This is a genomic window from Streptomyces sp. NPDC041205 (assembly GCF_055591765.1).
The window spans coordinates 718,616-737,606 of the sequence record NZ_JBVIZH010000001.1 but is presented as its reverse complement, the minus strand read 5'-3'; the positions used below and the strand labels follow the sequence as shown (position 1 = coordinate 737,606).

The window sequence follows — 18,991 nt, the reverse complement described above, 5'->3', positions numbered from 1 at the left end:
ACGTGAGGAGGCGCGGGGCTGCTCCCGTGACGGACGTGAGGAAGACGGAAGACGTGGTGTGGTCGGGTGCGTGGGTCGCTGAGCGGCTCGGGGTCGAGCTGGTCGAGGGCGGAGCCGAGGGCGGCGGCACCGGTGCTGAGGGCGCCGCGGGGCCGGGGCCCCTGAAGGAGCTGCTCGGGCTCGCCCTGCGCCGCAACCCCAAGCGGGCGCACCTGCTCGTGTCGAACGTCCTCGGCAAGCACGTGCCGCAGCACCCGTCGGTGATCTGGCGCTCCGGCTACGACCTCGGGGTCCGCGTCCGCGACCTGCTCGGCCCGGACGAGGCCGCCCGCGCGGTCGTCCTCGGCTACGCGGAGACGGCGACCGGCCTCGGCCACAGCGTCGCCGACGGCCTCGCCCTCGCCCCCTACCTGCACTCCACCCGCCGCCCCGTGCCCGGCGTGGAGCGCGCGGGCGGCTTCGAGGAGTCCCACTCGCACGCCACCTCCCACCTGCTGCTCCCCGAGGACCCCCGGCTGCTCGCGGGCGACGGCGCGCTGGTCCTCGTCGACGACGAGTTCTCCACCGGCAACACCGTCCTGAACACCATCCGCGGCCTGCACGAGAGCTTCCCGCGCGAGCGGTACGTCATCGTCGCCCTCGTCGACATGCGCGCCCCCGAGGACCGCGCCCGCCTCGACGCCTTCGCGCGCGACCTCGGCGCCCGCGTCGACCTGATCACACTCGCCTCCGGCACGGTGCGGCTGCCCGCCGACGTCCTGGCCCAGGGGCAGGCGCTGGTCGCCCGGTACGAGACGGCGGCGCCGGTGCCCGCGCCGGGCGAGGGGCGGGCGCCCGTCACCCGCGTCGACCCGGGCTGGCCCGCGGGGGTGCCCGACGGCGGCCGGCACGGCTTCACCGCCGCGCACCGGGCACGCCTGGACGCGGCACTGCCGGACATGGCGGAGCGGGTCGCGGCGGCGCTGCCGGACGAGGCCCGCCGGGTCCTCGTGCTCGGCTTCGAGGAGCTGATGTACGCGCCGCTGGCGCTGGGTGTGGCCCTGGAGGAGCGGCTCGGCCGCACGGGCACCGAGGTCCGCTACTCCACGACCACCCGCTCACCGGTCCTCGCCGTCGACGACCCCGGCTACGCCATCCGCACCCGCCTCGTCTTCCCGGCGCACGACGACCCGGCGGACGGGCCGGGCCCGCGCTACGCGTACAACGTGGCGGGCGGCGGCTTCGACGCGATCGTCGCGGTCGTGGACTCAGTCGCGGACACGGAGCGGCTGCACGCGGCCGACGGCCTGCTGGCCCAGCTGTCCGCGCACACCGGACACGTCCTGCTCGCCGTGGTCCCTTCGTACGTGCCGTCACCCGCGTCCGTGCCCGAGTCCCCGGACCCGTCCGTGCCCGCCTCCCCACCCGTCTCCTCGTACGCCCCCCAGGATCAGGAACCCCGCATGCTGCCCGACCCCCTCCGCGGCCCCGACTTCTCCTCCTACGCGCCCGAGGACGTCGGCTGGCTGCTCCAGGACCTGTCGGACGTCACGCTCGAAGCGCCCACCGAGGAGCGCGAGGAGGCCATCCAGAGCGGCGGCGCGCACTACGCCGAGTCGCTGCCGGTGGAGTACCAGCCGAGCCCGCGCTACCAGGAGCTGTTCCGGGCCGCGCTCGACACCTCGGCGGCCCGGATCGCGCAGGCCGTCGGCACGGTCACCGAGACGGTCCTCGCCGAGCTCCCCCACAGCCGAAAGCGTGGGGGGACCCCCACCCCCCGCCCCGACGGCACCGGCCGCCCCGTGCTGGTGTCCCTGGCCCGCGCGGGCACCCCCGTCGGCGTCCTGATGCGCCGCTGGGCACAGCACCGGCGCGGCCTGGACCTGCCGCACTACGCCGTGTCCATCGTGCGCGGCCGCGGCATCGACGCCAACGCGCTGCGCTGGCTGGCCGCGCACCACGACCCGGCGGACGTCGTCTTCGTCGACGGCTGGACCGGCAAGGGCGCCATCACCCGTGAACTCGCCGCCGCGATCGAGGAGTTCGAGGCGGCGGGCGGCGCCCGCGGCTTCGACCCCGCGGTGGCGGTGCTCGCCGACCCCGGCTCCTGCGTGCGCACCTACGGCACCCGCGAGGACTTCCTCATCCCGTCCGCGTGCCTCAACTCCACGGTGTCCGGGCTGATATCGCGTACGGTGCTCCGCGCCGACCTGGTCGGCCCCGACGACTTCCACGGCGCGAAGTTCTACCGCGACCTCGCGGACGCCGACGTCTCCGGTGACTTCGTCGCCGCGGTCGCCGCCCGCTTCGACGAGGTGGCCGACGCCGTCGACGTCCAGGTCAAGGAGCTCCTGGCCGCGGACCGTGAGCCCACCTGGGAGGGCTGGGCCGCCGTCGAGCGCATCAGCGAGGAGTACGGCATCCACGACGTGAACCTCGTCAAGCCCGGCGTCGGCGAGACCACCCGGGTGCTGCTGCGCCGCGTCCCCTGGAAGATCCTCGCCCGCCAGGGCGCGGGCGCCGACCTCGACCACGTCCGGCTGCTCGCCGAGCAGCGCGGCGTACCCGTCGAGGAGGTGGCCGAACTCCCTTACACCTGCGTGGGGTTGATCCACCCCAAGTACACGCGCGGCGCGACCGGCGCCGACGGCAAGGCGGTGGCGAGCGCATGAGCACCCTCCGTACCCCCGCCCCCGGCGCCCCCCGCCCGCTCGTCGCGAGCGACCTCGACCGCACCCTCATCTACTCCGCCGCCGCCCTCGACCTGCGCATGCCCGACGCCGACGCGCCGCGGCTGCTCTGCGTCGAGGTGTACGAGGGCAAGCCCCTGTCGTACGTCACGGAGGCCGCCGCCGCGCTCCTCGTTCAGCTCGCCGAGCGCACCGTCTTCGTGCCCACGACGACCCGCACCCGTGAGCAGTACCACCGCATCCATCTCCCCGGCCCCGTACCGGAGTTCGCGATCTGCGCCAACGGCGGGCACCTCCTGGTCGACGGCGAGTCCGACCCGGTGTGGCGGGCCGCCGTCGACCGCCGCATCGCCGCCGAGTGCGCGCCCCTCGCCGAGGTCCGCGCCCACCTCCTGCGCACCGCCGACCCGTCCTGGCTGCTGAAGGAACGCGTTGCCGAGGACCTTTTCGCCTACCTCGTCGTGGACCGCGCGCTGCTGCCGTCCGGCTGGGTCAAGGAACTGGGGGAGTGGGCCGCCGGGCGCGGCTGGACCGTCTCCCTCCAGGGCCGCAAGATCTACGCCGTGCCGCGACCGCTCACCAAGAGCGCGGCCGTGCGCGAGGTCGCCCGCCGCACGGGCGCCACCGAGGTCCTCGCCGCCGGCGACTCCCTCCTCGACGCCGACCTCCTCGAAGCCGCCACCCGCTCCTGGCGCCCGTCCCACGGCGAACTCGCCGACACGGGCTGGACGACACGGGGTCTGACGGTGCTCCCGGAACAGGGGATCGCGGCAGGCGAACAGATCCTCCGCGAGTTCCTGGGGGACCCGGGGCCCGCGTGACCGTCCCGGCCCGACCGCCCCGGTGGGCGGTTGGGCCCACCGCGGTGCCCCGCCCCCGGGCCACCGCACGCACGGGCCGCCCCCGCCCCCGTACCCTGTTCCCATGCCCCGTTACGAGTACCGCTGCCGCCCCTGCGGCACCACCTTCGAGCTGAGCCGTCCCATGGCGGACTCCGCCGCCCCGGCCACCTGCCCCTCCGGCCACGAGGACACGGTGAAGCTCCTGTCGACCGTGGCGGTGGCGGGGACGGCCTCGGCGCAAGCACCGGCCCCGGCGGCCGGTGGCGGAGGCGGCTGCTGCGGTGGCGGCTGCTGCGGCTGACGCGTCGGCGGGGAGGGCCTGACCGGGGCTGAGGCGTCGGCGAGGAAGGCCGGACCGGGGCTGACGCGTCGGCGAGAAGGGCCGGACCTGGGCCGACGCACCCGCGCTAGCGCAGCACAGCCCCGTCCCCGCCCTCCAGCATCCCCAACTCCCCCCGAGTGGGCGCCCCCTCCCAGTCCCCCAGGGAGGCCACGGCGAACGCCCCCGTGGTGACACCGCGCCCCAACCGCTCGCCCGCGCCCGCCCCGTCGAGCAGCGCGGACAGATACCCGGCGACGAAGGCGTCCCCGGCCCCCACGGCGTCCACGGCCCGCACGGCCCGCGCGGGACAGTGGAGTTCCCCGTCCCGCGTGTACGCGGTGGCCCCGCGGGAGCCGAGCTTGACGACGACCTCGCGCACCCCGAGCCCGAGCAACAGCCCGGCCTGGTCGGCGGGTTCGCCGGGAGCGCCGTCCGTGGGCAGGCACAGCGGCACCTCGTCGTCGGAGGCGACAAGGACGTCGACGTACGGGATCCAGTCCCGAAGGACCGCCCCGGCCTCCTCGTGACTCCACAGCCGGGACCGGAAGTTGACGTCGAGACAGACCCGCACGGAGTGCTCCCGGGCAAGCCGCAGCGCCCGCTCGCAGGCGGCCCGCGGCCCCGCGCCCAGCGCCGGGGTGATCCCGGTCAGATGCAGCACCCGGGGCGGCGGCCCCGCGGCGAAGGCCCGCTCCACGGCGTCGGGGCCGAGCCGGGAACCGGCGGACCCGGCACGGTAGTAGTGCACCCGCGTCACCTCCGGCAGCCGGGGCTCGAAGAGCAGCAGACCCGTCGGCGCGCCCGCGTCCCGGCCCGCGCCACGGACGTCCACTCCCTCGGCCCGCAGCGTGCGCAGCACCAGCTCCCCGGCCTCGTCGGCGCCGACGGCCCCCGTCCAGCGGACGGTGTGCCCGAGCCGGGCCAGGCCGATGGCGACGTTCGACTCGGCCCCCGCGACGGACACCGCCATCGACCCGCCGAGCTTCAACGGCCCGTCGCCGCGCAGGGCGACCATGCTCTCGCCGAAGGTGAGGACGTCCGCGCCCGCGCTCACCCGCACACCGCCACGAACCGCGCGGCCCGCGCCCGCAGCGCCCCCACGTCCCCGCCGTCCGCCGCGTCACCGACCAGCGGCGAGCCGACGCCGACGGCGACCGCGCCCAGCTCCAGATACTCCGCCGCGGCGGCCGCGTCCACGCCCCCGACCGGCACGAACGGCAGGTCGGGGAACGGCCCGCGCAACGCCTTCAGATACGCCGGACCGCCCACCGCCGACGCCGGGAAGATCTTCAGGGCGCTCGCGCCCGCCGCCCCGGCCGCGATCACGTCGGTCGGCGTGAGGACCCCGGCGAGCACGGGCAGCCCCCGCCCGACGGCGGCGTCGACACCCGGGCCGAGCCCCGGCGTCACCACGAGGTTCGCGCCCGCGTCGGCCGCGCGCGCCGCGTCGTCCGCCGTGAGGACCGTGCCCGCGCCGAGCCACGCGCCCGGCCCGAGCTCGGCCCGCGCCCGCCGCAGCACCCCCAACGCGTCACTGCCGCTCAGCGACACCTCGACCAGCGGCACACCGCATTCGACGAGCGCCATGACCGTACGGAACGACGCCTCCGCGTCCGTGCCGCGCACGATGGCGACGAGCCGCCGCGCCCGCAGCTCCTGCATGAAGTCGACCATGCTCCCCAGGCTCGCACAGCGCCCCGGGCGCGCCTGGGCGCCCCCGGGGCAACGGCCCGGTCAGGCCCGGTCGGGGTGCCGCGCCTTCCAGTACGGGTTGTCGTGCGGCAGCGTCGCGCTGACGCGCCCGTACATCCCGAAGAACATCAGGAGCACGCCCACCACAAAGCTGAACAGCACGTTCTGGATGCGGAACGCGAGGAAGTTGAGGCCGCTCTCGAGGAGGGCGAGATTGACGAAGCCGCTGAGGACGAACGCGATGCCGAGGACCATGTTCAGCGTCGACGCGAAGTTGCCGCCGATCACCATCCCGGCGAAGAGGAGCAGCCCGACGCAGATCGACAGGACGCTCAGCGCCCCGTTGGTGTTCAGGCCCGCCACGGTGTCGCCGCGGGTGTCGAAGAACCCGATCCTGTCGATCAGGCCGAGGACGCCGAACGCGAGCAGGACCAGGCCCATCAGACCGGCGCCGAAGCGGTAGATCCGGCTCAGCCGGTGGTCGACGGGGAGATGCTCGTCGAGAGTGACGTGCCGCCTGCGGTCCTTGGACCGGGGGCCGGGGTGAAGTACGTGCGTGGCCATGTCCGCCTCCCTGAATCCTCACCTGCGCGCGGAGGCCCGTCCTTCGTCCTTCCAGGATCCGTCAGGGGACCCCCGATCGCCAACAAGAGCGCCGCTGACCAGCACCTTCGTGGTTTCCCGGCGGGACCGGACCGGACTGGTCCAGCCCTAGGCCCCCTGCCCCCGCTCCTCCCTGATCTGCGCGACGACCCGCGCGACGGTCGTGCGCACCCCTTCCGTCTCGGTCAGGAAGTGCCAGTAGTCGGGGTGGCGGCCCTCCAGGGCGGCGACGGCGCGGTCCAGCCGGGCCACCGAGTCGTCGAGGGGGCGGGCGTGGCGCGGGTCGGGCTTCTGGCGGCCCGCCATGGCCAGGCGCTGGGCGTCCCGGATGGCGAAGCGGGTGCGCTCGATCTCGGCCTGCGGGTCCTTCGACACGGCGTTCAGCCGGCGCAGCCGGTCACCGGCGGCGGACACGGCCTCGTCGGTGGAGTTCAGCAGCGCCCGTACGGTGGAGAGCAGGGCCGTCGCGTCCGGCCAGCGCTGGTCCTCGCGGGCCCGCTGCGCCTCCTTCAGCTTCGTCTCGGCCTGCCGCACGTTCTCCTCCGCCTGCTGCGGCACCCGCTGGAGGTCCTGCCAGCAGGCGGCGGTGAACCGGCGCCGCAGCTCGCTGAGGATCGGCTGCACCTGCTCGCTGCGGGTGGTCAGGGCCTGCGCGCGGGTACGCAGCGACACCAGGCGCCGGTCGATCTCACGGGCCCGCTCCGGCAGCCGCTCGGCCTCGGCGCGGACCGCTTCGCCGTCCCGTACGACACGGTCGGCGCGCTGCAGGGTGTCGGCGACGCCGTGCTGCCCGGCGCCCTGGTTCAGCTTGGTCAGCTCCGGGGCGAGCGCGGCGAGGCGGCCCGCGAGGTCGTCGGCCTTCAGGCCCGCGGCCCGGACCGTGTCCAGGGCGTTGCTCGCGGCGAGCAGCGTCTGCCGGGCGCGCTCCACGGCCGGGGCCAGGCGCGCCAGTTGGGTCTCGGCCTTGTCGAGCAGCGGCGACAGGCCCTGCGTGAACCGGTCCAGGTCGTTCTTGGCGCTGCCGAGCGCGTCCTTGGCCTGCGTCAGTTCGGCTCGGGCGCGCGCGGCGGCCGACGCCTCCAGGTCGTCGCGGTCGAGGTCGTGCGCGTCGACCGCGGTGATGTACTGATGGCTCACCTCGTCGATGCGCCGCCCGAACGCCTCGAAGTCGGCGGCGGCCTTGCGGGCGGCCGGGGAGGAGTCGACGGCCGCGATGGTCTCGATGGAGATCCGCAGGTCGCGCTGCGCGCTGTCCAGCTCGTAGAACGCGGCCGCGGCGGCGTCCTTCGCGGCCTGCGCCTCGGCCCGCACGCTCTCCCCGCGTCCGCCGAACCAGCGTCGCGTACCGCCACCGGCGAAGGAGGCGGGCAGGGCCGCGGCGAGGAGGGGCAGGGGCAGCAGGACGAGGGCGAGGGTGTCGCGGGCGGCGGACCGCAGGGGCGGGCGCGACACCTGCCGCCGCCCGTCGCCGGGCGCGGCGCCGCAGCGCGAGACGACGGCAGCCGCGGCGGACACCGCCGACGACGTCCATCTGTTCCTTGTGTACGGCCGCGGAGGTGTCGCCGTCACTGTCCCTCTCCCGTGCTGTTCGCCCTGCCCGGTTCATTCTCCCACCGGTTAGGGACGAACACACGGGCCGGTCAGTTCGCGCTGCGCACTGTGACGTTGCCGTCGGCGCTCCGCACGGACACGTGGTGGGGGCTGTGGTCGTCGCGGGGAACGGTGACGTCGGTGCCGCCGTCGACGGTCTCGGTGTCGACACGGTACGAGGCGGCGCCACCCTTCCCGCCGCCCTTCGTCACCGGCAGCGCGATGTCCACGGACCCGTCCTGGCTTCGGGCCCGGAGACGGTCGGGGGCGGCGGCGAGGTCGAGCCGCACGGAGCCGTCCTTGGAGGTGGCGCTGACGCGCTTGGAGGTGACGCCGACGGCGCGCACGGACCCGTCGACGCTGCGCAGGTCGAGCGGCCCGCTGACGTCGCGCAGGCGCACGGACCCGTCCGCCGTACGCACCTTCAGCGGCTCCCGGAACCCGGTGGCCGTCACCGAGCCGTCCTTGTTCACGACGTTCACGGCGGTGCCGCGGGGGACGACGACGCGGTGCTTGGCGGAGCAGTTGCTGATGACGCCGCTGCACTTGACCCGGAAGGTGAGCCGATCCCCGTCCATCCTCCACGTGACCTTGGGGCTCTTCCCGAGCACGGTCCGCCCGTCGAACCACCGGGTCACGCGTACGTCCTTGGCGTCCGCGTCCCCGCTGACGGCCAACTCCACGGCCGAGTCGTCCGCATCCACCGTGAGGGTCCGCCCCGACAGCGCGAACGACCGCTGCTCCGGGTCGGAGTCGTCCGAGGCGTCGGCCCCGCACGCCGCGACGAGCCCGACGACGGCGGTCGTCGTCCCCACCGCGACCAGCACCCGGATCCCACGCGGACTCCGCCCCTGACGCGGACGACGGCTGCGGACGGCCATGACACTCTCCCCTTGTTCCACCGGCCCACAGCCCTTGCCGCAAGCACAAGACGACCGTACGAACCCGCGCCCACCAAGGGGATCCGGACCACTACCGGATCCGGGGTGGGGCTAGCCCCCGCATCCCAGGGGACCTCCGTCCCCACCCCCGACAGGGGTTTGCGAGGCCGACCCGCCGGCAAGGTAGGCTGTCGGAACATTCCGGGCGCGTAGCTCAGGGGTAGAGCGCTGCCCTTACAAGGCAGATGTCGGCGGTTCGAAACCGTCCGCGCCCACCTGAACGAGGACCCCCAGCCGAGATCGTGGCTGGGGGTCCTCTGCATTCAGGTCCGGCCTCAGCGGCCCCGATCGTCGCGGGCGGCGTCGGTGTCGGCGACCAACGCGGTGTAGTCGTCCTCCTTGACCCCGTCGCACGTGCCCGGTCGGCCTTTGCCGCCCTCGGCGTACTGCTTCTCCAGGGCCTGGGCGCAGCCCTCGACGCGGTCGTCGTACGTGGAGTGGTTCAGCCAGAGCACGAGGCCGGTGATGCCTGCTGCGATGGTGAGGGTGGAGGCGGGAATGAAGATGGTCGAGCGGCGCATGGGTCCCCCCGGGGAAGGGTGTTGAGGGCCCGGAGCGTAGCGGCGCGGTTGGTGTGATCGGGCGGGAACGGCGCGGGAACCCATCGAAGTGGCTGCCGTGCGCTGTCGTCGGTGAACTCGGCGCGTGGGCTGCTACTTCGGCTCGTCCGCCGGGGCGAACAGGCCCACCAGGGTGCGGAACGCCGTGCGGTACGCGGTGGGGGTGGTGCCGTTGAGGCGTTGGAAGTGGTGGCGGAGGTTCGCGGGGGTGCCGAGGCCGGTGCGGGCCGGGATCTGTTCCACGGGGGTGTCCGTGTGTTCCAGGAGCCATTGGGCGTGGCGCACGCGGGCGCGCAGGAGGTACTGGAGCGGGGTCAGGCCCGTGTGGACGCGGAAGCTCCGGTTGAGGCTGCGGACGCTGGTGTGCGCGTGGGCCGCGATGTCCGCGAGCGTCAGGGGGCGGTGGAGGTTGGCCTCCAGCCAGGTCGTGGTGGAGGTGAGGGGGGTGAGTGGGGTGGCTTCGGGGGGTGGTGGGCTGTCGGGGGGCGGTGAGTTCTCGGGCGGTGGTTCGGTGGCGGGTGCGTGGGGTGCGTGGGGTGTGGCTCTCAGGGCGTCCGACGGGTTCGGGAGCATCAGGAAGAGTTGGCGGTCCGCCTCCAGGGCGGCCTCCTTGCCGTGGTCCTCTTCGATGATCCGTACGCAGACGTCCTTGCCGCCGAGCACGCCCGCGGAGGTGAGGAACCGGCCGTCGGCGACCGGCCAGTCGGTCAGTTCGACCTCGATCCGGGGGTGACGGCGGGCCAGTTCCGGTGCGTGGGACCAGGCCGTCGTGGCGCGGCGGCCGTCGAGGAGGCCCGTCGCCGCGAGGGCGAAGGTGCCGGTGCCGATCGTCGCGACCCGGGCGCCGCGGTCGGCGGCGGTCCGCAGCGCGTCGAGCACGTCGGGCGGAGGCGGGCCCGGACAGTCGCCGTACCCCGTCACGAGCACGGTCCCCGCGTCCGCCAAGCCGTCCAGACCCCGCTCCGGCGTCACCCGGAGCGGACCCGGCGGAGCTGTGGTGATCGCCTCCCGCGCGGCGCACACCCGCAGCTCGTACGGCGGGCGCCGGTAGAACGTGCGCGAGGCCGCGCCGAACAGCAGCGCCGGAGTGCTGAGCTGGGGCGCGGGCACCCCGTCGAGCGCGAGCAGCGCGACCACGGTCATGGCCAGAATTTAGCCCAGGGTGGCAGCAGGCCGCTTTTTCCTGGCCCCTGGGCCCACGGAGCATGGAGGAACACGCGGGGGAGACCACGGCGGAGGCCACGGTGATGCCTGGTCCGACCGCAGGTTCATGCCGCGATCCACATTTCGCGTTCCGTCCAGATTTCACGTTCCGTGTACCAGGTGAAGGGCACCTTCATGTCTACTTCCGCCACTCCGGCTACTCCGGCCACCTCGGCCCAGCCGCCCCGGGCCTCTCGTCCGTCCCGTACCGCCCGGCGCGTGCTCGGCGGCCTCGGAGCCGTCGGCGCCGCCACCGCCCTGTGCGCCACCGGCCTCACCGGCAGCGCCCAGGCCATCGTCGGCGGCAAGGACGCCACCAAGGCGTACCCGTTCATGGTGTCGATCCCGATGACCGTGGAGCAGGAGGACGGCAGCAAGCTGAAGGGCGTGTGCGGCGGGACCCTGATCGACCCCGAGTGGGTCGTCACCGCGGCCCACTGCGCCCAGGACGACTTCGTGGCCCGGCCGACCGGGAAGGTCCGCGTCGGCAGCGACCGGCTGAGTTCCGGCGGCACGGTGCGCACCATCGTCGAGAAGGTGGTCCACCCCGCCTACGACATCAGCGGCGACAAGCGCTCCCACGACGACATAGCCCTGCTCCGCCTCGACCGCCCCGTCACCCGCCACGCCCCGATCCGCGTCGCCGACCACGCCCCGAAGGTCGGCGCGCACACCCGGATCCTCGGCTTCGGCACGACGGTCGACAGCACCGACCTGGAGGAGTGGAGGTTCTCCGAGCGCCTCCAGCAGCTCGACACCCGCAGGGCCGCGGCCGGCAAGTGCCTCGACATCAAGGGCAGGACCGAGCTGTGCACGCAGAGCCTGGTCCGCGACGCGATGGCCTGCAACGGTGACTCCGGCGGGCCGCAGGTCCAGCGCGTCGGCGGGCGCTGGCAGCTCGTCGGCGCCACCTCCGGCGACGGTGACGCGGCCGTCGACCGGCGCTGCGCGGGCGGCCCCGGAATCTACACCTCCGTACCCGCGTACAAGAAGTGGATCGAGAAGACGATCGCCTCCCAGCGCTGACGTCGAGCGGGCGGCGCGTCCGGTCAGTGGGAGGTGGGTGAGTTGGGCGGGGCGTGCGGGGCGTGCGGGGCGTGCAGGGCGTGCAGTGCCTGCGGGGCATTCGCGGCTTCCGGCGGATGCGGATAATGCCGGGCATGTCAGTCATCGCGCTGCTCGTCCTCGACGGCGTCCCCGCCCACCAGCTCACCACCCCCGGCCTGGTCCTGGACGCCGTCGCCCGCGGCGCCCCCGAGGGCGCGTACGAGCTGCGGGTCTGCGCGGTCCCGCACACCGTCACCACCGCCCGGCCCGCCCCGCTGACCGTCACCGCGGACCGGGGTCTCGACGGGTTGGACGGTGCCGGGACCGTGCTGGTGGCCGGGCACGACGGCTTCCGGGCGGAGCCGCCGCCCGGGGTGGCCGAGGCCCTGCGCGCGGCCGTCGGCCGGGGGAGCCGGATGCTCGCCGTGGGCACCGGCGCGTTCACGCTCGCCGCGGCCGGGGTGCTCGACGGCCACCGGGCCACGACCGAGTGGAGCCACGTCCCCGAACTGGCCGCGCGCCACCCGCGGGTGGCCGTCGACCCGGCGGGGACCCTGGTCGTGGACGGGCCGTTCCGCACGTCGGCCGGGTTCCTCGGCGGGCTCGACCTGTGCCTGCGGATCGTCGAGGAGGACCTCGGCGCCGAGGTGGCCGCCGCGACCGCCCGGCAGCTCGTCCTGCCCGTGTACGACGACGCCGGGGCCGCGCGCGCCGAGCTGGCCCGTGCCCTCGCCGGGACCGGCGGCCTGGAGCCGACCGTCCGGTGGCTCGAGGCGTCCGCGCACCGGCCCCTCACCCTCGCCGACATCGCCGCGCACGCCCGCCTCAGCCCCCGCACGCTCGACCGCAGGTTCCGCGCGCACACCGGCCTCAGCCCGCTCCAGTACCTGCTGCGTGTACGTCTCGACCGGGCGCGCCACCTCCTGGAGCACGACGACGCGACGATCGAACAGATCGCCGCACGCGTGGGGTTCGGCTCGTCGGCGGGCTTCCGCCGGCACTTCCGCGACGCGACCGGCCAGACGCCCCGGGACTACCGCGCGGCACGGCGCGACTCCGACTGAAGATGGGCCTTCGCGTTGATCAGGGCCCTGGCGCGCAGGCGGCGCCACTCGGCGAGGTCGGTGCGGTGGCGGTCGCGGATCTCGGTGAGCGGCCGGTCGCGGAAGGCGGCTTCCGGTTTGAAGTTGTTGACGACCGTGGAGACGCGGAACCAGCGTCGTCGGTCGCCGTAGAGGGTGCGTTGGGCCGAGGCGAGGCAGCCGTCGGTGTGGGCGCTCACCGAGTGGCCGGTGGGCAGGGTCAGGGACAGCTCCGCGCGGCCGGTGCCGAACAGGGCCCGCGCCACCCGCTGTTGCTCGGCCGTGGACGCCGGGCGGCTGCCGGGGCGCGGCGGGGTCAGGCCCTTGCGGGTCAGACAGGTCTCGGTGAGCTGCCGCTGCGCGCCTTGATCATGCCGCCGGGCGCCAGTGAGGACGTCCGCTCGGCGGGCGGCGCGCGGCCGACGGCCAGGACGGTGAGCATCAGCAGGGGGAGGGCCGCGAGGGTGCGGAGGCGGGGGTCCGGTACGGACAGGTGCGCGCGCCCGACGGCCTGCGTCGGCCGGACATGACCGGGGCGGGCGTCGCCGCTTCGCCCGGCTCGCGCCCCCGCCTCTCGGGGCTCTCGGGGGGTGGCTTCTCGGCGCATGCGGGCGGCTCCTGGGGCTGGTTCGGTGCGAGGTGCATGCGCACCCTGCCCACGGACCGCCCCGCCAAGCGCCTTGTCACCCGGACCGGTGAGCGGCCGCGCCGGACGCTGCCGACGGCCGAGCGGCGCGCCGACCGCTACCTGCGGCGCGTGGCCGGGCTGACCACTACCGGCGGCTGAGCCGCGGGCCGACCGCTACCCGCGGCGCTGCTGCGACGCCGGGTGCGTGCGCCGGTACCTGCGGTCCCAACGCTCCTGACGGGCCCGCCGGATGCGGTAGTCGCGGTACGAGGAGGGGGTGCCCCCACCCCCGCCCGAGCCGCCCCCCGCTCCGGCGCCCGCACCCCCGGCGCCCGCGCCGACCCCGCCGCCCGCGGGTCCCGGCCGGGCGGGGCCGCCGTCGTGACGGCGGACTAGGAAGTAGACGAGCACCGCGGCGGCCACCCACAGCAGGGGCTCCTGGAATCCCAGGGCGATCAGGACGGCTAGTACGGCGACGATCAATACGTTCATGGCTGAACCTCCGCACGCTGGACGCGGGCAGCCTGGGTCGCTTGGCGTCAGTGGTGATCGATGACAGTTGTGATCGATGACAGGGACCGCACGGGCGCGGGGCGGCTCCGGAGCGCGGGCCCGCTGTCACGGGGCGTACGAGGGCTCGTTCGGCCCTCGTACCGGGAGTCAACGCCCGCCGCCACCGCCTGTCAATGCTCCTCGGCGGAGGTGCCTGGCGCGGCTTCCTCGGCGTGTTCGTGCGCGTGCTTGAGCAGCATCCGAGTATCCACCGTGTCCGGGCCCGAAACCTGCTCCCAGAAGCGGTGGCAGCTCACGAACACCGCGAGCTCCCGCTCCCGCGCGCGCAGCTTCTCGACCTCGGCCTGCTCGTCCGGCGTCCAGCCGGGGGAGGCGGGGCGCTCGACCTTCCGCCAGCCGTTGTCGTCGCTGAAGCCGTCCAGGGGCTCGACCGACCAGGGCAGCCGCCGCAGCAGGGCGTGCAGCTCCGATCTGACCTGGTGCAGCTCCTCCTGGCCGGCGAGGAGGTCGCTCGGGAACTCATACGCGGGGGTTGGGGACACCCCGTAATGGTACTCCTGTTCGAATTCGTGGGGCGAGTGGTGCGGGGACGTGTCGGTCGGGGCAGGGGCCCGCATTTGTGTGATCGGTTCCCGTCGGGGGCGCGTACGCGCGAAGCTGGAGGCATGTGCCGCAGCATCAAGACTCTCCGCCCGCCCGCCATCCCCGAGAAGGCCACCGAAGACGAGATCCGGGCCGCCGCGCTCCAGTACGTGCGCAAGGTCTCCGGGTTCCGCGCCCCGGCCGCCCACAACCGCGAGGCCTTCGAACGCGCCGTCGACGCCGTCGCCGAGGCCACCGCGGACCTGCTCGCCCACATCGAGGTGCGCGGGGCGCGCGCGGCTTCCTAGGGGTCGGGGCGCGTGCGATGCCGTAGGGGCCGGGCACGTGCGATGCCGAAGAGACCGGAAACGCGCGACGCCGTAGGTCCCCGCTCCCGCGGGACCTACGGCGTCGCGCGCCCTCGGGCAGGCCCTAGCCCGCCGTCGACTCCCGCGGCCGCCGCACCAGGAACGCCGCCCCCGCCCCCGCCAGGAACAGCGCGAGGAGCGAGACGCCGGTGGCGAGCCACGTCGCGCCCAGCCACTGGCCGCCGAAGTAGCCGAGGCCCACGCTGTAGCCGGCCCAGGCCACGCCCGCGAGCGCCGACCAGGGCAGGAACTCGCGCACCCGGCGGTGGGCCGCGCCCGCGCCGAGCGAGACGATCGAGCGGCCCGCGGGCGCGAAGCGGGCGATGACGAAGAGGACGCCGCCGCCGCGCGCGAGCGCCGTGCCGAGTCGTTCCTGCGCGCTGGTCAGGCGCCGGGAGCGGGCGATGGCGCGGTCGAGGCGTTCGCCGCCGCGCCAGGCTATGCGGTACGCGACGAGGTCGCCGAGCACGGACGCCGTCGCGGCGCAGAGCATGAGCAGCAGGATGTCCGGCACGTCGTGCGGGACCCGCCCGGTGCCGGAACCGGCGGCGGCCGCCGCCGTGGCCGCGGTGATGACGAGCACGCCGCTCGGCAGCAGCGGCAGAAAGACGTCGAACAGGACGGAGAGGGCCACGACCGCGTAGATCCATGGGCTGCCGGTCAGCGCCCCCACACTCTCCAACACCGAAACTCCCCCGTTGTTACTCCCCAGTCGGCAACTCGTCGCCGCGATGTTCGCGGGAGCGGCGGGTGGCGGCCTGATAACAGCTGTACAGCGTACGCCGCGCCCCCGGCCGTAGATCCACTGGGGGCTCAGATGTTCGCTACATCACGTTCACCCGGCTGCCCTTCCCGATGCGGCGCGCACCCCTGAAGTCCCGTACGAACGGAGCAGAAGCGCACACAACGGGCGCTCGATCGCAGACAAGTCGACATATAGGAGAAGGGGAGAACTCGACAATGGTGGCAGGGATACTCACCGCGGCCGTGGCGGCCGCCGTGCTCGCCGCGAGCGGCGGCGTGCCCAACGAGGGCGGCGACTGCGTGCGCGCGAAGGGACGGTTCGCGCCGTCCAAAGCGCTGTCGCCCGCGCTGACTTACGACCGGCGACTCGTGCCGCCGGGCGCCCGGATCGAGGTGACGCAGCGCCACGAACGGTCCGGCACCCGGGTCGCCCTGCGCGTGCGGGGCGTCAAGCCGGGCCACGCGTACGGCGTGCACGTGCACCAGAAGCCGTGCGGCCCGGACCCGGCCGCGGCGGGTGGCCATTACCAGCACCGCCGTGACCCCGTGCAGCCCTCGAAGAACCCGGCCTACGTCAATCCGGCCAACGAAGTGTGGCTGGACTTCACCGCACGGCCGGATGGTTCGGGGAAGGCGGCGGCGGTCCACGCGTGGGGCTTCCGGCCGGGTGGGGCGTCGTCGGTGGTGCTCCACCGGGAGCAGGGCGGCGCGGGGGACCGGGTGGCCTGCTTCACGGTGCCGTTCGCGCCGCGCGCGTGAGCGGACGGCGCGGGTAGGCCGTCGCGGCGCGCAAGCGGAACCGGGCGGACATGGAGCGACATGGAGCGACATGAAGCGGACATGAAAGCGCCCCCTCCTCCGTACCGGGAACCACATACGGAGAAGGGGGCGCCGCTCAGGCGGACTGCGGGTCAGGCCGCGATGAGGTCCTGCGCGTCAGGCCGCGACGGGCGTGCGCTCCGCGTCCGCCGTCGCCTTCGCGCCCCGCTCGCCGCGGGCCGCCGCGATCACGCGGTCGAGGCTGAACGCGCCGGAGCCCGTGAAGACGAGGAGCAGGAAGACCCAGCAGAACATCGCCGAGGCCTCGCCGCCGTTCTGTATCGGCCACAGGGCCTCCGGCTGGTGGACCTTGAAGTACGCGTAGGCCATCGAGCCGGACGAGACGAGCGCGGCGCCGCGGGTGCCGAGGCCCAGCAGGACCAGGCTGCCGCCGACGAGCTGGATGACGGCCGCGTACCAGCCCGGCCAGGTGCCCGCGTCGACGGTGCCGCCGCCGCCGTCCGTGCCGCCGAGGACTCCGAAGAGCGAGGCGGCGCCGTGGCAGGCGAAGAGCAGGCCGACGACGATGCGGAACAGGCCGAGGGCATAGGGCTGGGCGCTGTTGAGACGTCCAGTCATGGTGGGGGACTCCTTCGGTCTTGACTCGGTTTGGGGACGGGAACCGATCGAAGACCCAAGATTAGGTCCGCCTAATTAGTACTTGCAACTTCAACATCTGAGTGTTTCGTGAGAATCGGCTGTATCCAGCCGTCGCAGTCGTCCCCGGAGTTCAGCGCCCCGGCCGGAACCACCACCGCCCCGGCCGCAGCCGACCCGGCCGAACCCGCAGCCGACCCAGCCCCCGTCACCGCCCGCAGCGCCGCCCGCGCCACCGCGTCCGCGTCGGACAGCGTCACCGAGTCCACCCCCGGCCTTGCCCCGGCCGCCGTCACCCAGTGCACCCCCTCCGTCGGCACCCCGAACGCGAACCGCCGCGCGTGCGCCCGGCCCCGGCGGTCGAGCAGGCGGTAGGGGCGCGGGGTGACGTCGAGGCCGCCCGTCTCGTGGCCGTCGACGGTGTGCGGGCGACACCGGCCCGACCGCAGCAGCCCCGCGAGCAGCGCGTCCCCGGTGCGCCGCAGATCGGGCTCGGGCAGCCGCGCCTCGACGAGGGTGGTCACCCGCACCCCGGACCCGGGCACGTCCGGCGAGTACGCGTAGAACGCCCCGGCGGACTCCTCGCCCCCGTCCCCGCACCGCACTTCGAGCCGCGGCCCCAGCACCTCCACCACCCCCGCGTCGATCAGCGCCGTCAGCTCCTCGATGCGCCGCCGGGGCGGGCCGATGGACAGGAACGCGTTGAACGGCGTGTACCAGCCGTCCAGATGGGCCCGGCGCGACGCGCCCGTCAGGCCGCCGTGGTCGACGACGAGCCGCAACTCGTTGCGCAGGTCGCGGAGCACGTCCAGGGCGGCCTTGAGCGGCCCCGCGACGTTGCCGAGGGCGGCCTGCGCGGCGTCCTCGCGCAAGTGCCCGAGCAGCCAGCCGCGGAAGTCCCCGGGCGAGCGGAAGACCCGCCCCGCGTACGGGCGCGCGAGGCGCTCCCAGGACCACCGGTCGTCGTCGGCGAACCCGAACGCGTCCAGCACGGCGGACTCCTCGGGGCTGCCGTGCGCGGTGTCGAGGAAACGGTCACGGAAGGCGGCGGCCCGCCCCGCCGCTCCGGCCGCCGCGAGCCGTGCCTCGTAGTGGACGGTCTCCACCTCCTTGGCGACCAGCGGCCAGACCTCGGTCAGGAAGTCCGGCGCGTCCCCGCTGTCGGCGCGCTTGCGGAAGCGGGCGATGGCCTCCGGGGTGAGCACGGCGGGCCGGTGCCGCCCGTAGGGGCCCTTGGCGTTGTCGCCGCGCGCCTGGTACGGCACGCCCCGCCGTGAACCGGCGTACAGGCGCGGCTCGTTGCCCGAGGCCACATAGCGCAGCCCGCCCCGCTCGTCGGGTACGAAGCGCCCGCCGCGCCCCGACGTCAGGAGCGCCATGTGGTCGAAGAAGTTCAGGCCGAGCCCGCGCAGGAGGACAGGATCGCCCGGGGCGACCGCGGTGAGGTCGACGTCGGCGGGGTTGGCGGGCGGGATGTGGCGCAGGCCGTGCCGGTCGGCGTAGGCGGAGAGTTCCGCCCGTTCGCGGTCGGCGGTGTCGGGCAGGTGGCCCTGCGCGAGGACGACGGCGCCGAGCCCGGATATCTCCCGCGAGTCGTCGAGGACGAGGGTCCCCGCGCCCCCGCCACTGCCGTCGGCGTCGTCGAGGCGGATCGCGCGGGCCGCGTGCGTGCGGACGCGGACGGAGCCGGGGGCGGCGCGCACCGTCTCGGCGAAGAACCACTCCAGATAGCGGCCGTAGTCGGCGCGCGTCGGGTAGTCGTCCGGGCCGAGCCCCGGTATGTGCCCGCGCGCCGCCCACTCGTACAGGCTCGGACCCGGCCTGATCGGCCCCGCGCAGTCGACGCTCGCGTCGGTGAACAGCGTCACCTGGGAGGCGACGGTGTTCATCAGGAGCTCCCGCGACTGGGCGGTGCGCCAGACCCGCCCGGGCCCCGGCGGCGCCGGATCGACCATGTGCACCGTCAGCCGCGCCCCCGGCGGAAGCAGCTCGGCGGCCGAGGCGCACAGGCGCTCCAGGACGCTGGTGCCGCGCGGCCCCGCGCCGACGACGGCTATGGAGTGGTCGACGGTCGCAGCAGCAGACAAGAGCGTGACTCCCGGTACGGACGGGGCGAGGACCGGCTCATCATGCCGCCGGAGACACCGTTGCCGAAGCCCGCTTCGGAGGATCTCCATCCGGTTGTGTCC

Annotated in this window: 22 protein-coding genes and 1 tRNA gene; 9 read left to right on the top strand and 14 right to left on the bottom strand. The window is 74.6% G+C overall.

Going from position 1 to position 18,991, the window contains the following annotated elements; translation table 11 throughout:
* Window positions 1–35 precede the first annotated feature (35 nt).
* The 3 genes from ACZ6BG_RS03340 to ACZ6BG_RS03330 all read left to right on the top strand — a co-directional run bounded on the left by ACZ6BG_RS03340 (window position 36) and on the right by ACZ6BG_RS03330 (window position 3,812).
* Complete coding sequence (locus ACZ6BG_RS03340) at window positions 36–2,651, top strand: phosphoribosyltransferase (protein ID WP_468996327.1); 2,616 nt, start codon at window positions 36–38, stop codon at window positions 2,649–2,651.
* Entirely contained in the window at window positions 2,648–3,490 is an 843-nt protein-coding gene (locus tag ACZ6BG_RS03335; protein WP_468996325.1) for an HAD family hydrolase, read from the top strand. The genes ACZ6BG_RS03340 and ACZ6BG_RS03335 overlap by 4 nt, the downstream gene beginning before the upstream one ends.
* 103 nt (window positions 3,491–3,593) lie before the next feature.
* On the top strand, window positions 3,594–3,812 hold the full coding sequence (locus tag ACZ6BG_RS03330; RefSeq protein WP_468996322.1) for an FmdB family zinc ribbon protein: 219 nt from the start codon (window positions 3,594–3,596) through the stop codon (window positions 3,810–3,812).
* A 106-nt stretch (window positions 3,813–3,918) separates the two neighbouring features.
* Here the strand turns inward: ACZ6BG_RS03330 and ACZ6BG_RS03325 are convergent, their stop codons facing one another.
* The 5 genes from ACZ6BG_RS03325 to ACZ6BG_RS03305 all read right to left on the bottom strand — a co-directional run bounded on the left by ACZ6BG_RS03325 (window position 3,919) and on the right by ACZ6BG_RS03305 (window position 8,599).
* The gene (locus ACZ6BG_RS03325; RefSeq protein ID WP_468997885.1) at window positions 3,919–4,848 is read right to left on the bottom strand and encodes a sugar kinase; all 930 of its coding nucleotides are present in this window, start codon (window positions 4,846–4,848) and stop codon (window positions 3,919–3,921) included.
* Between the two features lie 35 nt (window positions 4,849–4,883).
* Entirely contained in the window at window positions 4,884–5,507 is a 624-nt protein-coding gene (locus ACZ6BG_RS03320; protein ID WP_468996320.1) for a bifunctional 4-hydroxy-2-oxoglutarate aldolase/2-dehydro-3-deoxy-phosphogluconate aldolase, read from the bottom strand.
* Between the two features lie 60 nt (window positions 5,508–5,567).
* Complete coding sequence (locus ACZ6BG_RS03315; protein WP_468996318.1) at window positions 5,568–6,089, bottom strand: DUF4383 domain-containing protein; 522 nt, start codon at window positions 6,087–6,089, stop codon at window positions 5,568–5,570.
* Between the two features lie 147 nt (window positions 6,090–6,236).
* The gene (locus tag ACZ6BG_RS03310; protein WP_468996314.1) at window positions 6,237–7,697 is read right to left on the bottom strand and encodes a hypothetical protein; all 1,461 of its coding nucleotides are present in this window, start codon (window positions 7,695–7,697) and stop codon (window positions 6,237–6,239) included.
* A gap of 71 nt (window positions 7,698–7,768) precedes the next feature.
* The gene (locus tag ACZ6BG_RS03305; protein WP_468996311.1) at window positions 7,769–8,599 is read right to left on the bottom strand and encodes a DUF4097 family beta strand repeat-containing protein; all 831 of its coding nucleotides are present in this window, start codon (window positions 8,597–8,599) and stop codon (window positions 7,769–7,771) included.
* Window positions 8,600–8,802: 203 nt separating this feature from the next.
* Between ACZ6BG_RS03305 and ACZ6BG_RS03300 the strand changes: the two genes are divergently transcribed.
* Window positions 8,803–8,874: transfer RNA gene (locus ACZ6BG_RS03300), tRNA-Val, on the top strand.
* 60 nt (window positions 8,875–8,934) lie between these two features.
* Here the strand turns inward: ACZ6BG_RS03300 and ACZ6BG_RS03295 are convergent.
* Both ACZ6BG_RS03295 and ACZ6BG_RS03290 read right to left on the bottom strand, forming a co-directional pair.
* Entirely contained in the window at window positions 8,935–9,180 is a 246-nt protein-coding gene (locus tag ACZ6BG_RS03295) for a hypothetical protein (protein WP_468996308.1), read from the bottom strand.
* Window positions 9,181–9,312: 132 nt separating this feature from the next.
* The gene (locus tag ACZ6BG_RS03290; RefSeq protein WP_468996303.1) at window positions 9,313–10,362 is read right to left on the bottom strand and encodes a GlxA family transcriptional regulator; all 1,050 of its coding nucleotides are present in this window, start codon (window positions 10,360–10,362) and stop codon (window positions 9,313–9,315) included.
* 195 nt (window positions 10,363–10,557) lie between these two features.
* On the opposite strand from ACZ6BG_RS03290, the gene ACZ6BG_RS03285 reads away from it, so the two are divergent.
* Together ACZ6BG_RS03285 and ACZ6BG_RS03280 are read left to right on the top strand one after the other, a co-directional pair.
* On the top strand, window positions 10,558–11,448 hold the full coding sequence (locus ACZ6BG_RS03285) for a S1 family peptidase (protein WP_468996297.1): 891 nt from the start codon (window positions 10,558–10,560) through the stop codon (window positions 11,446–11,448).
* 134 nt (window positions 11,449–11,582) lie between these two features.
* Window positions 11,583–12,533: a GlxA family transcriptional regulator gene (locus tag ACZ6BG_RS03280; protein ID WP_468996295.1), complete on the top strand. Its 951-nt coding sequence runs from the start codon at window positions 11,583–11,585 to the stop codon at window positions 12,531–12,533.
* On the opposite strand, the gene ACZ6BG_RS03275 is transcribed toward ACZ6BG_RS03280, so the two are convergent.
* Both ACZ6BG_RS03275 and ACZ6BG_RS03270 read right to left on the bottom strand, forming a co-directional pair.
* Window positions 12,503–12,817 carry a hypothetical protein gene (locus ACZ6BG_RS03275; protein ID WP_468996292.1) on the bottom strand — a complete coding sequence of 105 codons (315 nt, stop codon included), beginning with the start codon at window positions 12,815–12,817 and terminating at the stop codon, window positions 12,503–12,505. The genes ACZ6BG_RS03280 and ACZ6BG_RS03275 overlap by 31 nt on opposite strands.
* A 65-nt stretch (window positions 12,818–12,882) precedes the next feature.
* Window positions 12,883–13,158 carry a hypothetical protein gene (locus tag ACZ6BG_RS03270; protein WP_468996288.1) on the bottom strand — a complete coding sequence of 92 codons (276 nt, stop codon included), beginning with the start codon at window positions 13,156–13,158 and terminating at the stop codon, window positions 12,883–12,885.
* Between the two features lie 36 nt (window positions 13,159–13,194).
* Here ACZ6BG_RS03270 and ACZ6BG_RS03265 point away from each other — a divergent pair, with 36 nt between their 5' ends.
* A complete protein-coding gene (locus ACZ6BG_RS03265) occupies window positions 13,195–13,338 on the top strand; it encodes a hypothetical protein (protein ID WP_468996286.1) in 144 nt (47 codons plus the stop codon).
* A gap of 15 nt (window positions 13,339–13,353) precedes the next feature.
* On the opposite strand, the gene ACZ6BG_RS03260 is transcribed toward ACZ6BG_RS03265, so the two are convergent.
* On the bottom strand, window positions 13,354–13,671 hold the full coding sequence (locus ACZ6BG_RS03260) for a hypothetical protein (protein ID WP_468996282.1): 318 nt from the start codon (window positions 13,669–13,671) through the stop codon (window positions 13,354–13,356).
* 191 nt (window positions 13,672–13,862) lie between these two features.
* Complete coding sequence (locus tag ACZ6BG_RS03255) at window positions 13,863–14,234, bottom strand: hypothetical protein (RefSeq protein ID WP_468996279.1); 372 nt, start codon at window positions 14,232–14,234, stop codon at window positions 13,863–13,865.
* A 123-nt stretch (window positions 14,235–14,357) separates the two neighbouring features.
* Between ACZ6BG_RS03255 and ACZ6BG_RS03250 the strand changes: the two genes are divergently transcribed.
* Window positions 14,358–14,582 carry a DUF2277 domain-containing protein gene (locus tag ACZ6BG_RS03250; RefSeq protein WP_468996275.1) on the top strand — a complete coding sequence of 75 codons (225 nt, stop codon included), beginning with the start codon at window positions 14,358–14,360 and terminating at the stop codon, window positions 14,580–14,582.
* A 124-nt stretch (window positions 14,583–14,706) separates the two neighbouring features.
* Here ACZ6BG_RS03250 and ACZ6BG_RS03245 read toward each other — a convergent pair whose 3' ends face one another.
* Window positions 14,707–15,327: a DedA family protein gene (locus ACZ6BG_RS03245; RefSeq protein ID WP_468996272.1), complete on the bottom strand. Its 621-nt coding sequence runs from the start codon at window positions 15,325–15,327 to the stop codon at window positions 14,707–14,709.
* Between the two features lie 275 nt (window positions 15,328–15,602).
* Between ACZ6BG_RS03245 and ACZ6BG_RS03240 the strand changes: the two genes are divergently transcribed.
* A complete protein-coding gene (locus ACZ6BG_RS03240; RefSeq protein WP_468996268.1) occupies window positions 15,603–16,145 on the top strand; it encodes a superoxide dismutase family protein in 543 nt (180 codons plus the stop codon).
* Between the two features lie 177 nt (window positions 16,146–16,322).
* On the opposite strand, the gene ACZ6BG_RS03235 is transcribed toward ACZ6BG_RS03240, so the two are convergent.
* Window positions 16,323–16,784, bottom strand: coding sequence for a DoxX family protein (locus ACZ6BG_RS03235; protein ID WP_468996265.1), 462 nt, complete (start codon window positions 16,782–16,784; stop codon window positions 16,323–16,325).
* 71 nt (window positions 16,785–16,855) lie between these two features.
* Complete coding sequence (locus tag ACZ6BG_RS03230; RefSeq protein ID WP_468996262.1) at window positions 16,856–18,889, bottom strand: FAD/NAD(P)-binding protein; 2,034 nt, start codon at window positions 18,887–18,889, stop codon at window positions 16,856–16,858.
* Between the last annotated feature and the right edge of the window lie 102 nt (window positions 18,890–18,991).